This is a genomic window from Pseudomonas oryzihabitans (genome assembly GCF_024652905.1).
GTDB classification, from domain to species: Bacteria; Pseudomonadota; Gammaproteobacteria; order Pseudomonadales; family Pseudomonadaceae; genus Chryseomonas; species Chryseomonas benzopyrenica.
Genome location: NZ_CP102429.1, coordinates 78,555 through 92,248 on the forward strand (window position 1 = coordinate 78,555; position 13,694 = coordinate 92,248).

Annotated in this window: 14 protein-coding genes; 8 read left to right on the forward strand and 6 right to left on the reverse strand. The window is 62.8% G+C overall.

What is annotated here, in order from left to right; all coding sequences use genetic code 11:
* Positions 1-82 precede the first annotated feature (82 nt).
* The 5 genes from NRG74_RS22960 to NRG74_RS22980 all read left to right on the forward strand — a co-directional run bounded on the left by NRG74_RS22960 (position 83) and on the right by NRG74_RS22980 (position 3,423).
* The gene (locus tag NRG74_RS22960; RefSeq protein ID WP_257706682.1) at positions 83-802 is read left to right on the forward strand and encodes a DUF5677 domain-containing protein; all 720 of its coding nucleotides are present in this window, start codon (positions 83-85) and stop codon (positions 800-802) included.
* A gap of 180 nt (positions 803-982) precedes the next feature.
* Positions 983-2,122 (forward strand): hypothetical protein, encoded by a 1,140-nt coding sequence (locus tag NRG74_RS22965; protein ID WP_257706683.1) that lies wholly within the window; start codon positions 983-985, stop codon positions 2,120-2,122.
* A 79-nt stretch (positions 2,123-2,201) separates the two neighbouring features.
* Positions 2,202-2,411 (forward strand): hypothetical protein, encoded by a 210-nt coding sequence (locus NRG74_RS22970; protein ID WP_257706684.1) that lies wholly within the window; start codon positions 2,202-2,204, stop codon positions 2,409-2,411.
* 6 nt (positions 2,412-2,417) lie between these two features.
* The gene (locus NRG74_RS22975; protein ID WP_257706685.1) at positions 2,418-2,759 is read left to right on the forward strand and encodes a hypothetical protein; all 342 of its coding nucleotides are present in this window, start codon (positions 2,418-2,420) and stop codon (positions 2,757-2,759) included.
* Between the two features lie 355 nt (positions 2,760-3,114).
* Positions 3,115-3,423 carry a DUF3509 domain-containing protein gene (locus NRG74_RS22980; protein WP_257706686.1) on the forward strand — a complete coding sequence of 103 codons (309 nt, stop codon included), beginning with the start codon at positions 3,115-3,117 and terminating at the stop codon, positions 3,421-3,423.
* A 91-nt stretch (positions 3,424-3,514) separates the two neighbouring features.
* Here the strand turns inward: NRG74_RS22980 and sppA are convergent, their stop codons facing one another.
* A complete protein-coding gene (sppA, locus tag NRG74_RS22985) occupies positions 3,515-4,459 on the reverse strand; it encodes a signal peptide peptidase SppA (RefSeq protein WP_257706687.1) in 945 nt (314 codons plus the stop codon).
* A gap of 181 nt (positions 4,460-4,640) precedes the next feature.
* On the opposite strand from sppA, the gene NRG74_RS22990 reads away from it, so the two are divergent.
* The 3 genes from NRG74_RS22990 (at position 4,641) to NRG74_RS23000 (ending at position 6,654) form a co-directional block, all read left to right on the forward strand.
* Complete coding sequence (locus NRG74_RS22990; RefSeq protein ID WP_257706688.1) at positions 4,641-5,564, forward strand: hypothetical protein; 924 nt, start codon at positions 4,641-4,643, stop codon at positions 5,562-5,564.
* Between the two features lie 104 nt (positions 5,565-5,668).
* Positions 5,669-5,986 carry a hypothetical protein gene (locus NRG74_RS22995; protein ID WP_108576178.1) on the forward strand — a complete coding sequence of 106 codons (318 nt, stop codon included), beginning with the start codon at positions 5,669-5,671 and terminating at the stop codon, positions 5,984-5,986.
* A 26-nt stretch (positions 5,987-6,012) separates the two neighbouring features.
* Positions 6,013-6,654 carry a DUF6012 family protein gene (locus NRG74_RS23000; RefSeq protein WP_257706689.1) on the forward strand — a complete coding sequence of 214 codons (642 nt, stop codon included), beginning with the start codon at positions 6,013-6,015 and terminating at the stop codon, positions 6,652-6,654.
* A 128-nt stretch (positions 6,655-6,782) separates the two neighbouring features.
* Here the strand turns inward: NRG74_RS23000 and NRG74_RS23005 are convergent, their stop codons facing one another.
* The 5 genes from NRG74_RS23005 to NRG74_RS23025 all read right to left on the reverse strand — a co-directional run bounded on the left by NRG74_RS23005 (position 6,783) and on the right by NRG74_RS23025 (position 13,465).
* A complete protein-coding gene (locus NRG74_RS23005) occupies positions 6,783-7,346 on the reverse strand; it encodes a phosphohydrolase (protein ID WP_257706690.1) in 564 nt (187 codons plus the stop codon).
* A 409-nt stretch (positions 7,347-7,755) separates the two neighbouring features.
* Positions 7,756-8,010 carry a hypothetical protein gene (locus tag NRG74_RS23010; RefSeq protein ID WP_257706691.1) on the reverse strand — a complete coding sequence of 85 codons (255 nt, stop codon included), beginning with the start codon at positions 8,008-8,010 and terminating at the stop codon, positions 7,756-7,758.
* A gap of 173 nt (positions 8,011-8,183) precedes the next feature.
* Positions 8,184-10,394 (reverse strand): DNA cytosine methyltransferase, encoded by a 2,211-nt coding sequence (locus tag NRG74_RS23015; RefSeq protein ID WP_257706692.1) that lies wholly within the window; start codon positions 10,392-10,394, stop codon positions 8,184-8,186.
* A gap of 181 nt (positions 10,395-10,575) precedes the next feature.
* Positions 10,576-11,751, reverse strand: coding sequence for a cadherin-like domain-containing protein (locus NRG74_RS23020; protein ID WP_257706693.1), 1,176 nt, complete (start codon positions 11,749-11,751; stop codon positions 10,576-10,578).
* A 421-nt stretch (positions 11,752-12,172) separates the two neighbouring features.
* The gene (locus NRG74_RS23025; protein WP_257706694.1) at positions 12,173-13,465 is read right to left on the reverse strand and encodes an Ig-like domain-containing protein; all 1,293 of its coding nucleotides are present in this window, start codon (positions 13,463-13,465) and stop codon (positions 12,173-12,175) included.
* Positions 13,466-13,694: the final 229 nt, after the last annotated feature.

Consider the following 13,694-nt stretch of genomic DNA (forward strand, 5'->3'; position numbering starts at 1 on the left):
TTAATTCCTATCGCTTAAACGTTGGTTAAGTGTAAAGAAAGCCTCGATAAACGAGGCTTTTTTATTTACGGAGATTTAATTGGTGGCAACGAAATTTGAAGATTTAGGGTTCTTTTCCGACGAGATTGACGAGCTTCGAGAGGTAGCGCGTGAAGAATATAAGGTTGAGTTTGCAAAGGCAGAAAACTTAATCACCACCATACTATCTGAGCTTGGCGAGGTACCCGAGTCAGCTACTCTGGCCTATGCTGTAGGGGCGGGTTTTTGGATGCGTGCGATAGAGGCCTGTCAATCGAGCATGCTGCTGGCTGAGCGGGGGGTTACCTCAACTACATTCGCTACACTTCGCCTGGGCTTCGAATGTCTATTCAACGCGTGTGCGGCATGGAGAGATAACAGCGTCTTAGATCGAATGGAAAAATCTAATATCAAGGAGCGCGTAAAGCAGGCAAAAGCAATGCTTGATAATGCCCAGCCCGGCTACTTCACTAAAGAACAGGTCGAGCAACTAAGGGAAGTGGCTGAAGAAGATGACAAAGGTAACGGATGGGATCATCACTCAGCTGCGCAGATTGCTGGACTGGACTTTCTGTATCATGAGGCCTATCGTGGATGTTCACTTGGTGGTGCTCATGCAACCGCGACGAGCTTGAACTTCTATCACGAAATCTCAGGCAACGGAAGTATGGGCGTTTTCTACACCGCGTCCATAGATAAATTGCCGTTTTTCCTTGGGTTGGTATATCTGATACTTGAGACAGGTAGGGCACGGCGGGCAGAGTTCTTTCCTGTTCATGATTAGTATTTGGAAGTATTGTAAGTTTAGTGGGTTTCAGAATTTCTGAATTTGAGTTTATTGTGTGGCTTGCTTCAATCTGACAAGATTTAGTAAGTCGCTGGTCTTACGCTAAAGCTCGGCGTGAGCGACTTGCATTTTTGCGCTTACCCGTAGCATGTCCTGTGTGACTTACAGGACTCGAATATGGCAACTAGCGAACCCCTCGCCCTGGACAGGGCTTCTTTCCCCCTCGAGCACTACCGCCAGGCGATCTTGTGCAGAGAGGCTTATCCCTGGGCGCGAAGGTACCTCGCATCCCTTCAGGCGCACGCTGTTCATGACGTGCTGGCGGCGGTGCCACTTCACCTGCAGCGGCCCGTCCAGCTCATAGCCGAAGCTGTCCAGTGTGGTTGGTTCGTGGTGCCCAACGGCAAGAACGGGTCACTCAGCGCTCGCCAGTTTGCCGAGCGCTGGCGGATGGCCGCAGCGCTGCCGTGGCTGCCGGACATCCTGCAGCGCGCGCTAGAGGCCGAAGCACAGGCGCGGCACCACCGCCCCGCGGAACGCCACACCTTCGGCGTTCGGCGGCTGCCCGGGTTCGTGGATCAGGCCCTGGCCCTGCCTCACCGGCTGTCTCGGCTTCCCCTCGATCACCAGGCCGGCGCCATCACGGCAGAGCTCTGGTTCCAGGTATTGGCTGACGTGCACGCTGCGACCGCCGCGCTCGCGGCGCAGATCGAGTGCTTTGTGCCGGCGTGGATGTGGGATTCGGCGGCGCCACTCGAACACCAGGTTGAGCGCCTACGGCAGCATGGATGCGCACACCTGCTGGTTGCCTATGTGTCGCAGACCCGTGATCGCTGGATCGATAGTCCCGAGCAGAAGAAGCTCGAGGATGTGCTGTACCGAGGGCTACCGGTGGTGGAGTACGAACGGTGGTACTTGGAGAGGGCTGCGCGAGCGCGAGCAGAGGAGGAGGGACGCTGGCACGCGCACTTCGCCCGGATCCGTGAGCTCGCCGGTATCTTCGATGACGCTCGCAGCTTTGCGCGGATACCGCTGGGGCGGCTGATCCGCGAGCTTTCGTGCGGCCGCTTCACCCTGAAGCGGGAGGCAGATTCAAATCCCGGGCTGGTCGTCGAAGTCGCGCCAAACTACCTGGTCGGCGGGGGAGAGGGGATAGACGAGCCCTTCGCGCTCGCAAACTTTTGCCAGGCGCTTGCCGATGCGCTGGCCGATGTTCCGTGTTCCTTTCCTGGCTACCTTGAGGCGTGCCGCCAGGCGCGCGCCTCGCTCGTCGCGTTCCAATCCGACACGGCTGCGCCCTGCGAGCGTGCCGGCTAGTGCCTGAAACGGGCTAACTGCAGGTTCACGCCCTTGGCCGGCGTGAACCTGGCCCGCAGCAGTGCTGAGCGATGCGAGGATGATGATCATCTGGCCTATAGGGAGACCTCCGGTGAAGGTACGCATTGAGGTAACGGCGGACGAGCTCGAGGACATGGGGTGCGATTCGGTCGAAGAGCTTGCAGCGCGCCTACGGAAGCAGCTGGATAGCGGCGTTGTGGGCGACGCCGGCGAGGCAGGGAGCGATTGGCTCGTCTCCTACGAGCTGACGGCTAAGCTTGCGGGGTAGTGGAACATGGAAATCGTTCCTGCCTTCGGTGCCGACGTCATGTACGCCCTGATGTGGCTCTGCGTGATAGCCAGCGTCTGCAGCGCCGGTGTGTGGCTGTGGAAGCTCCTCATCAACCTGGATATCCGACCGGACTACGCCCCGGCTCTGTGGGCGCTAGGCCTGGCGTTGGGGGCCTTGTTGCTGTGGTATGGCCAGGGCGCGCTCGGCAATGAAGCGCCGCGCTATGAACGAGGCGAAGCGACGTTCATCACCTTCTGGATCCTGCTGTCGGGCGTCTGCCTCGTTGGGCCTTTTGCACTCCTGTTCCATCGTTCGCCGGACTCATCCAGAGGGCCCGGCGCCTAACGCTCCAACTCGCGTGCTTACTCCTTCTGAACAGCTTGGCAATCGTCCAGGTCAAACGCTTGCCCGCCGGCCTGGAAGCTGACATCCAGATCGGTCAATCGCCTGTCGTGGTTTTGCTTGTCCGGCAATCTCCAAATGCCACGCGGGCGAAGGGTTCCCTCGTACAGGGACGGTGGCTGCCGGGAGCTTAGCCGACGGCGGCCTCTTCCCTCGAACCCGGGCAGCAGGCACGCCGGTCAGGCCCAGCCCACGTCCAAATTCTCGTTCCCTCAGATTTCCCGCCGCAGTAGGACCTTTAAGCGAGATCGGCGATCTCTATGACCTCGGTAACCGTTGCCCATAGCAAGGAGAGGTCATGGAACAAGGAATCGATCGGCTTAGAGCGGCTCTAGCGCCGTACACCACCACAGCTGCGCCACGTCCGGCTGACAAGGCGCTGGTGGTAACGGTCAGTTATGAGGAGGCGGAGGTCACGCGCGCTGTGAAGCTTGCGGACCTGGAAGATCCGGCCAAGCTCGCCGATGTCATCAACGACTTCAGGCGCGATGTGGCACTGGGTCGGGAGGGCGGTGAGGAGGAGCACGCGAAGCTGATGCGGCGCCTAGGCTCGCGCGGGTTGGAGTCTTTCAATCCAGAGCTGCATGCCGCGCGCAAGGCGAAGTAGCTCATTCGGACAGGTACAGATAGTGACCGCGCCTGAGGTATCTTCAGGCGCGGCTATCGCTATTGGGGACGCCGGCGGCCGTCCCTACTCCTCATCGCAGCGACACACCACTGAAGCCGAGCGCCATCGACAGCTGCTGCGCAGCAGAGGCGCCCAGGCGCTTCGCGAACCGATCAAAGGCATTGTCCTTGACGGTGAAGTCGACCTGGCTAGTGGCGCCCACCAGGTCCCGGGCGACATAGTCGACATCCCCCAGCTTATCGATCAGGCCCAGCTGCTTGGCCTGCTCGCCGGTCCAGATCAGGCCGGAGAACAGCTCCGGATGATCGGCATCCTTCAGGCGATCTCCGCGGCCGGTCTTCACCGACTGGATGAACTGCTGGTGTGTCTGCTTGAGCACGTCGTTCCAGAAGACGGTCTCCTCGGGATTTTTCGGCTGGAACGGATCCAGGAACGCCTTGTGCGCGCCGGAGGTGTAGGCGCGGCGTTCCACCCCGACGCGGTTCATCAGGTCAACGAAGCCGAACGACGCCGCCGTCACGCCGATGGACCCGACCAGCGAGGCTTTATCGGCCACGATCTCGTCGGCGGCCGCGGCGATGTAGTAGGCACCTGAGGCGCCCAGGTCCTCGATGACGGCGTAGACCGGCACCTTCGGATGCAGGCCGCGCTGGCGCTTGATCTCGTCGAACACCTGGCCGGCCTGTACCGGGCTGCCGCCGGGCGAGTTGATCTTGAGGACCACGGCTTTGGCGCGCTCGTCATCGAACGCGCGTCCGATGGCCTTCTTCAGCGCGGCGGCGTTTGCCTCGGCGCCGTCGGCGATCTCGCCCCGCACCTGGATGACGGCCGTGATCTGCTTGGCTTCATCCGCCTCGTCGAGTTGCAGGTGCTCGACCAGTACCGCGCCTGCAATCAGCAGCAGGCCGGTACCCCAGAAGGAATACTTGAGCAGCTTCAGCCGGCGGGAAGCGCGCCGCTCTTTGATGAGGTCGCGGATGAGTTCGGGAAGCAGCGTGTTGTCGTGTTCGGACATTGGAACCTCGTGGCGGGTATCAGACCGCCAGTGTCGCGAGAGCAACGCCGAAAAAGTCACGGGTTTGCCCCTTGAAAGGGCGTGTACCGGCCCAATTCCTGCCCAGGAAAGGTGTGAATCACCAGCCCAGAGAATGGTCGCGCGCTGATACTGATCCCTTCTTCCAGTCGGGATTCCAGCCATGAAATACGCGCTCGAGCACAGGGGCGGTCGCACCCTACCAGTCGATCCGGCCATTTATCTCAAGGCCATCAAGGCCCGCCTGGCTTGCGCTCAGGCGCAAGGTGCCAGGAGCATCTGGATCGACCACCGCGATGGGCTGTGGCATGGCAAGGCGACCCATACCGCGCTGATCAGCGCCTTGGAGCAGCTTGCTGCAGAAGGGTACGGATTGAGTTGGGACGAGATGCGCGGCATCCAGGTGCTGCGGTTGGATGTCGATCCGAAAGTGTCCCTGGCGCCGGCGGCCGTCCGCAGCGCGCTGGGCCTGGTCGAGACCTGGGACACCACTCCCTTTAAAGCCCCGGAACCAGTGGCTCCGCCGGTGAGCCATGGCAGCCAGATGGGCGACTACCTCCTTTTCCTCGCGCTGATTGCATCCCTGGCCGGCGCCCCCTTCGGGTTGGCACGTATGCTCGACGCGCCTACACCGGGCCCCTGGCTACTCGCCTGCTACTACGGGGTGTTTGGACAGACCCTCTACACCTGGGCTCGGTTCTCGTGCAGGGCTTCCTGGCTGCGGAACGTTCGCGCCGGCACACGCCGCCGGCCTGATACGCCCCCGGCGCCAGTCGATGGCGCCCGGTGCTGGCGGCTGGCTAGATGTCCTCTTGACGTCGCGTGCTACCGGAATGACAGTCAGCGGCCCACGTTTCGGAGGGTGAACATGACTCAACCTCGTGCACGGGCATTGGGCCCGACAATCGATGGGCCAGCGCGCGCTCGGTCGGCGCCGGCGGCGGATCACGATGCGCACGCGTTGGCCCGGCAGCTCATGGCAGAGCTCACCGGCACGCCAAGCGAACTCCAAGCCGAGCTCGATGCAGCATCCCGGGCAACCCCTGAATCCCCTACCAAGAAGGGCGTGAATCGCCGCTTGCGCTGAGGGCGGCAGCTGCACACTAGGCCGACCGCCCGGGTCGACGCCTTTGCTGCCAAGTGGGAAAGCGCGTTGATCTGGGACGGACCACTTCTATCGAGGACGGCCCCATGCTCGACCTGTACAACATGATCGGTGGACTAATCCCCACGGCTGGCCCCACCAAGGCCCATCCAGATGACGCTTACCGTGAAGGCTATGCCGCCGCGATTGACGACGCGTTGAAGAAGGTCGACCAGGCGCCTGACGCATCCACGGCGGCGATCGCCTTCGCGCTGGAGACCGACGAGGGCATGACCTTCCTGCGGTGCTGGAACGAAGGCGACTTCGACGCCATCCGCCGCGAGTGGCCAGAAGCGCCGGATGATGTCTTCGAGGGCGCCGATCCGCTGTTCAAACGAGCGAGCTCCCAGCTACCGCCCGGGTAGCGTCCCGACACGAGAGGCAGCCGCTCATGCTCATCCACCTGGTACCACGGTTCCTGAACTGCTCAGTTTCGGGGCCGCACGTCCAACTGATCGATCTGAGGATCGACTCAGTAGGCCTAGTTCTGCGTGACCGGGTAGACCTGGCCACGCGCCGGCCGATGCCGAACAAGCGCATGGCAATCGGCTGCAGCAAGCGTGGCCGCCTGGCGCGGGTAGGTCTGCTGATCGATACGCTCCGGCCGGCTCAGCCATTCACCGTGGTGTATCGCTGGGCGGTAGCGGCGGAGCAGCTGATCGTCCACCGCGTGCACTATGAGCTGCTAGGCGTGCCCGACGCCTACCAGGCCGTCTCAGACAAGATGGCGACCTGGCCACAGCGGCCGATTGAGCACCAGGATTCGATCCCGACCTTCGTCCAGCCGCGGCTGGAGGCTACGTGCCTGGTGCCCCGCGACAAGGTCGTCAACCAGCGAGTAGGAAGCAACGGGCTGCTGCTCGAGCGCGAAGAGTCGTTCCAGGTCCCGCTGCTGGACTTCGGTGATTGGTTCAAGCGGCTGAACGAGTCCCTGGGTGATCGGGCGCCGCGCCTCGAGGACGTCGTGGCCTGTCCGCTCGGTACCGCTGACCAAGGGATCGATCTCTATCCCCTTGCTGGTGGTGAGGACTAGGCCAGAGAGCCGGCGAAAGATTCTTTTGCTCCCTGGATAGCGCCTGGCCGGATCTCTGCTGCCGCTACGCCTTTGTAAGATTCTTACACGGCAAAACCGCCTATAGCGTGCCACCGTGCATAGGTGGCCTAGGCCTCGGCCGCCTGGCGCAACCGCGCGAAATTGCCACTGAACCGCACCAGCTGCTTGAAGCGTCTTTTGAATGCCAGGCGCGTGAGGGCTGGCGCCCAAGGCACTATCTGGTTGGGAAGCGGCTGGATCCCCTCGAGCGACGGCCACGGGGGGCCTGGGGGTAGCAGGTCGCGGCGCTCGGTTGCCATCAGCACCAGGTCTGCCTCCTTGATGCTGGCCGGCATCTGCTCAGCGATCCCGAAGCGCGCTGCGATGGCCATCCAGATCCGCGCCTCGATTGCCTTGAAGCCGGGCAGCAGGTCCTTGAGGGGACTCACCATGTCGCCGACATAGGCCTCGGCGGCATCATGCAGCAGCGCGTGAAGCGCGTCCGCCGGCGGTACCAGGTGGCTGGCCAATACGCTGTGCTGGCCAACGCTATAGTGGGTCTGGGTGTAACCCGCGAATCGGCAGATGTTCGCCAGTGCATGGGCGATGTCATCCATCACCACCATGCTGGCTTCAGGGGCCATCAGGTCAAACTGCTTTCCAGACTGGGTGAGGATCCAGCTTGCGCTCATTCGCTACTCCCGTGAGGCGAAGGACCAGGTAGTGGCCACCGTAACCCATCTCCGTCGACGCGCTAGTGCCAATACCCGCCTGTGGCGGGGCCTCAATAGCGAGAGGCGCTCCTCCGCGCGCGCAGTTCTACACGCCGCGGGATCGTGGACCGCAGCCGACCCTCAACCGGCGAGCTGGGCGCAACGTAGTGCCAGCTTGTGGTGGTAGTCAGCGCCAGTACAGGTGCGCTCCAGGCGGATGACATCGTCGAGCGCCACGTCGCTCCCGCTGCACTCAGCAGCGGCCCGGGCCAGCGCTGAGCACATTCGAACGACATAGCCGGGCGCGAGATATCTCGGATCCCGGGCGAAATCCCCCTCCGCAGTACCGCGTGCTTGTAGCGCCCGCTGGATGATTCCTGCATACGGTTCATAGTCCATCTGGGGCACGATCCTCTCCTTCAAGGGTTTCCGCGTAGCGTAGTACGGTCTGAACGAGACGACGGCCGCCGGCGGCACGTGCGGCCTTCTGCGTTTTTCCGATCACGCGGCGAAGGCCATCGCGCGCGAGTTTTAGACTGGTCGCCTCAGCGTCGGCGGCTTCGAAAAGCGCGTACAGAATACCGTCGGCTTCCTGCAAGGCATCCAGGTCCTCGGCCGACACGTAGATCGTTGCGCCGCTCATGGCTGGTCCGCCCGGGTGCTCTGGGCTGTGTTCATCACTAAGCGGCAACGGCGCTGCGCCGCCTCCACCGTTGCGCCTTGAAATGAGTCGTTCACGTCGTTCTTCTCCTGAGCAAAGGGTTTTGCTCCGATCGGCCAGGCGGCGCCGCCACCGACCGAATCGGTGACTTGACGCTATGCCGCAGCTGTTCGCCGCGGAGTGGCCACTGCGGCGCGCCAGGGGTCGTTGGCCCGGGCAATCGCCGCCATGTGCGGCGGGGAGACGCTGTTGCCGCACATGTGGACCTGCTCGGATTTGGTGAACGGCTTGCCGTCGTGGCCAAACTCGATTTGGTAGGAGTCCGGGAAGCCCTGGGCGCGGTACAACTCGCGCGGCTGCAGCATGCGCAGGCCGATGTCGACTACGACGTAGGGGGTGCCTTGGATCGTTACCGTGACGAGCGCAAGGCGGTCTTTCGTCGTGACGGTGGGGGAGGGCTCATCCGGCCGGCTCGTGTTGTCCGCACCGTAGTAGCTCATCAGGAAGGCGGCGACGCGCAGGGCACCGGCTTCGACTTCGGGCGAGAGCTGCAGCTCGACTACCGAGGTTTTGCCCCCGCCGCCGGCGGTGATGGTCGGTGCCGGCTCGTCGACGCGTTGGCCAACGGAGCCGCCGAACTGCCGGGACAGGAAGGCGGTGACCGCGCCGTGGTGCTGGCCGGAGGCACTGATGGTGTGCAGCGGTTCCTCGAGGGAGCGGGCATCGCAATTACCACGCAGGTGAGCGAGGGTGGCCACCGCCAGACGCTGTTGGCTGCCCGTGTTGGTGATGGTGGTCATCGGCCGTTCGACGCTGTGTGCAGGCGTGGTGTTGAAACCGCCGTTCGCCTGTTCCAGGAAGGCCGTGCAGACGCCCATCGCATGTGCTGCGCCGGCGGGGCGCTGGCAGTCACCGCCACTGGTGATGGTGGGCATCGGCTCATCGGCGGCGGCGCCGGCGGAGTCGAAGCGGAATTTCACCAGGTGCGCGGCCGCGACAGCGTGCTTGATCCCACCGGCCATCACCGTGCCCATCGGCTTGTCCAGGCCCGGTACGCGCGGTTCCTGCCCCTGGCGCTCGCCGTAGCCGACCGATACGAGGGTCGGCGCCACCACCGCGCGGTGGTTCTCGGTCAGGATGCTCCCCAGCGGGGCTCCGGCGTCGGCAGGCTTCCCTGCATAGGCTGGGCCTCCCATGCCGATCAGCGTGGGGCTCACCAGCATCTGCTCGCCGCGGTTGGCGCACGTCACGGTCGGCAGTGGCTCACGCGGGTCGTGCACCCGATCGCCGCCCTGGTGGGTAGCCGGCGCGATGATCGGGCTGGCCACCGCGAAGGATCCGCCTCGCGGCCAGGCCGTGATGGTGTGCAGCGGCTCGTCTACCGAAATGGCTGCCTCTCGGGACCAATTGGCGATCGGCACGATGAAGGGGTCGGCGGACTCCAGGACGAACTTGCGCAGGCCCTTGGCGACGCGGCGAAGCGTGGCAGCAGCCAGCGGCTTCTTGCGCTTGAAGATCGACGGGCACGGGACCGACCAGTCGATGCACTCAGCGGCGACGCGGAGCGGCTTCTGTCCCTTGGCCGGCTTCTTGGCGTGGGTCTGCGCTGGCCAAACGATCGGCTGGCCGTCGCAGCGAGCGATCATGAACAGTCGCTCGCGACTGGTCGGGGCGCCATAGCTGGAGGCCCGGCCGACCTCCCATTCGACTTCGTAACCCATGCCCTGCAGCAGCTGCACGAACCGGCGCCAGGTTTGCCCCTTGCGCTTGGGGTCAGGCACGAGGAACTGGTTGCGGACCGGCACCTGCTCACCGACGTCAGCTACCCGGTTCACGAACTTCTTGGGCTTCGTCGGGTGAGGGATACGGTCCAGGGTCACGACCCGGCCGGTTGCAGGGTCACGCTTGGCGATCAGCGGGCCCCACTGCAGGATCTGCTTCACGTTCTCGAGGCTGATAACCCGTGGACGCTTCTTGCCCGCCCATTTCAGCCCAATCCAGGAGAGGTTGCGGATTTCGTGCTGCCGCGGCTGACCGCCGGCCGCCTGGCTGTGGTGGGTGCAGTCGGGCGACATGTGAAACCAGCCCACCCGGCGGCCGCCGCACTCGGTGTCCGGGTCGCCGTCGAAGACATCGGTGGTGAAATGCCGCGCCGCCGGGTGGTTGGCGGTGTGCATGCTGATGGCTTTAGCAGAGTGGTTCTTGGCCACGGCGACCGGGCGGCCCAGGCCCATCTCGAGCCCGGTACCGGCGCCGCCGCCACCACAGAAGAAGTCGACAACGATCTCGTCTTCCTGAGCGGTGAAGCTCAGGCTGTACTGAGTCTTGAAGTCGACAGGTAGCTGCTTGCGTGGAAATGCGGTCATGGGGAGGGGCCTCAGTGCGTCGAGGCGCCAGCCGCCTCACTGAGCCCATCCTCCAGGCATCTTCGAAAACGCAAGCTCGTGAGCCTGCACTAGCGGGCCGGCGACCTAGCCACTGGCTGCCTCAGGCAGGTAGGTCCTCAGAAGATGCGGGCCAGGGAAAGAATCTTTCGCTCCCCCACCATCAAGGCGTCGTCACCCGGGCGCGGACCGTCGCAGGCCTGGACTCCACCGTCTTGATCTGCAGCGGTGTCGTTGCGGTCGGGGCGTCGTTGATCGGCCGCACCAGCACCGTCACCCTTGCAGCAGCCGAATAGGCGCCCTCGGGGTCGCGTGCCCGGTAGGTGAAGCTGGCTGTGCCATTCCAGTCCTTGGCCGGCTCGAAGCGCAGGTTGGCGCCCTGGATGGTTGCAACGCCCACGGTCTTGAGTGGCGGAGAAACCAGCTCGAAGTAGGAGGGCGGCGCCGAGTCGATATCGGTACCTGACAGCGTCGTCTCAACCGGCGTGTCCTCGTCCGTGGTCAGGGAAACCGGCTGGACGACGGGCGGATCATTCACCGGCATGACGACGATGGTGACGGTGGCGATATTTGAAGTAGCACGGCGGTTGTCGGTGACCTGGAAGGTCATTGTTGTAGTACCAGACCATTCCGCTGGCGGCCAGTAAGTGATGGTCGAGGTGCTCTGCGAAATGGTGCCAACGCTGGGTGGTTGAATGACGGAATAGGTGACGACGCTCCCGTCAGAATCGTACGCCTGCAGGTCGAACCGGCCTATGGTGTCTTCGTTAACCGTGGCCGTTGAATTCAGGGCCGTTGGTGGCGTATTGGGAATGACTCGGGTGATTTCGCACCCGTTGCCGGTGTAGTGAACATAGCGTGCGCTAACTACATAGCTCCCGTACTTGTCTCGCGCCGAGCTAAGGCACTCCGCATCGAACTTTGCTTGGTAGCCAGCCGGGCCGCCTTTGTCCCTAACATCGGCATCCGCCGCTTCGTTCCAGCGCTTGCGAAAGCTTTCATAAGTATCGTTGTACTTTGGAATGTCACCTTGCCAATAGGTCCAGCCGCCTTGATCGGGGCACCGACCTAAGTTGGTGGGGTATTGCCGATAGACCGAAATGATGTGGTTTTTCCAGCCACTGTCCAGTCCACCGTTCCAATACCCGGGTGAGTTCGAGTCGCAGATGAAGGAGTTCTGGCTGAAGGTCGTGCCGACCTCGTCCGCACGGGACAGCGCGCTGAAGATGCTGAGCAGGAGGATCAAGGCCGCAGCGACGATCGTGATCGGTGCAGGTGCGGTTGGGCGCGAAGGCATAGCCACCTCGGCATAGGGGAGTGGGACAAGTAAACGGGACATGGGATAGCCCTGGGGCGTGAGTTCACGCCGTGGATAGGGATTCAACGGGCCGTTCCAGACGCGCGAGCGTCGACGAAGTCGAGGATGCGTTTGATCCTCCACATCGCATGACGGCGGGAGCCCGGTATCGATCGAGGTGTTTTGCGCACCGCTCGGACCAATAGCCGTCCTAGCTGAGCCGCCGGCCGATCCGAAAGCTCCAAGGCCTCGAAGGCATCCGTCGCGTCCTGCAGCTGCAGAAAGCTGGCGACGTAGCACCAACGTGTGGCCAGGCGAAATCGCCTGGTGGTTGGCTGGAAGAGCAGGTAGACCCGCTCGCCGCCGGCAGTGAAAGAGCTGCGTAGTACTTCCATGAGGCGCCTCACATGACTGGGTCAGTCGAGGCTATGTCCTATCTCCAGAATGCAAGGCCGGCGTGTCCTCACTGCATGACCCGGGCACGCGTGGTGACCGGCACCGATTCCTTCGTCCTTATCTCGAGCGAAACATCGGTCAGCGCAGGTGTGTCGTTTACCGGCCGCACGGAGACGACCACCGCAGCCGGTGCCGACCAGGCGCCAGCGGTATCCTGGGCGCGGTAGGTGAACTGGGTGGCGCCGTTCCAATCCTTGGCCGGCGTGAAGGTGGCGGTGGCCCCGGCGAGGGTGACCTGGCCGACCGCGGCCGGCGGCACGGCGACGAGCTGAAAGACGGTGGGGGCGGGGGAGTCGATGTCCGTTGCGGACAGCAGCACGCTGGCTTGGGTGTCCTCATCGAGGCTCAGGGTCTTGGCCTCGGCGACGGGGGCATCGTTCACCGGGTGGATGGTGATCGACACGGTGGCCACGTTCGACCAGGCGCCGCTGGGGTCCTGGGCGCGATAGGTCATCGACGTCGTGCCATTCCAATCGGCTGTCGGCGTGAAGACCACGGTATTGCCGGCGAAGCGCGCGGTGCCCGCAGCTGCAGGCGCCGCGCTGACGATCTGGTAGGTGAAAGAGGAGTGGTCGTCGGTCACCGGCAGGGCGCCGCTGGCCGGCCTGTCCTCGTCGCTGGCGATCGCCAGGTTGCCGGCTGCCGGCGTCCGGTTGTAGCAGGTAGCGGTATCGGTCCACGCTGACTCATTGCGCCGGCTGCCGTCGCTGTAGATGTCGTAGGTGCGGCGCTGGGTCCAGGGTCCCGTCGGCGTCCCGGCCGGGCAGGCGAGCTGGCGCGTTTCCGATTCGCTCGAGGAATAGACCGCGGTGCAGGTGTTGCTGGTGGTGGTCCAGCCGGAGTCATTGCGCTGGCTGCCATCGGACCACACTTCGTAGGTCCGTCGCTGGTTGATAGTGCCCTGGGGCTGCGTAGCGGGGCAGCTTTGGTTTCGGTACTCGGTCTGGGTCGAGTTGTAGACGGCCTGGCAGGTGCGGCCGGTCTCGCTCCACCCTGAATAGTTGCGGCGGCTGCCGTCGGACCAAAGCTCGTAGGTTCTGCTCTGCTGAATGTTCCCTGCAGGCCTGTCCGCCGGGCAATACGCAGTCTGCGACTCACTTTCAACGCGCACGAAATAAGTATTCGGCGCTTGGCAGATCGTCCACTGATACCGGGTGGCACCGTACTCAGTTATTTTACCAACATAGTTACCTACGAAATAGCGGTTACCTCTATAAGTAAAAAAGTCCGAGCCTATAGGTCCAAACCAGCGTGTTGATATATTGGGGGACTCATACCAAGAGTAATCATGAGCGATCATCATTACTCCATAATTTTCAGGGTCCCAATCTGCAATATTCCATATTCCCCAATCGCAGCTTGACGAGCTTAGCAACTCAGGATGATAGCCATTTTGGGGGGGATATGGCATAGCAGCGAAAGCGGCTGATGACGACAGTAGCCAAACCATGTAGGCCACTAAATTAGTTATCAGCCATCTTTTCATATTAATCACCTTGTATTAGAAAAGAGTATCTTTTTTTCTGCTA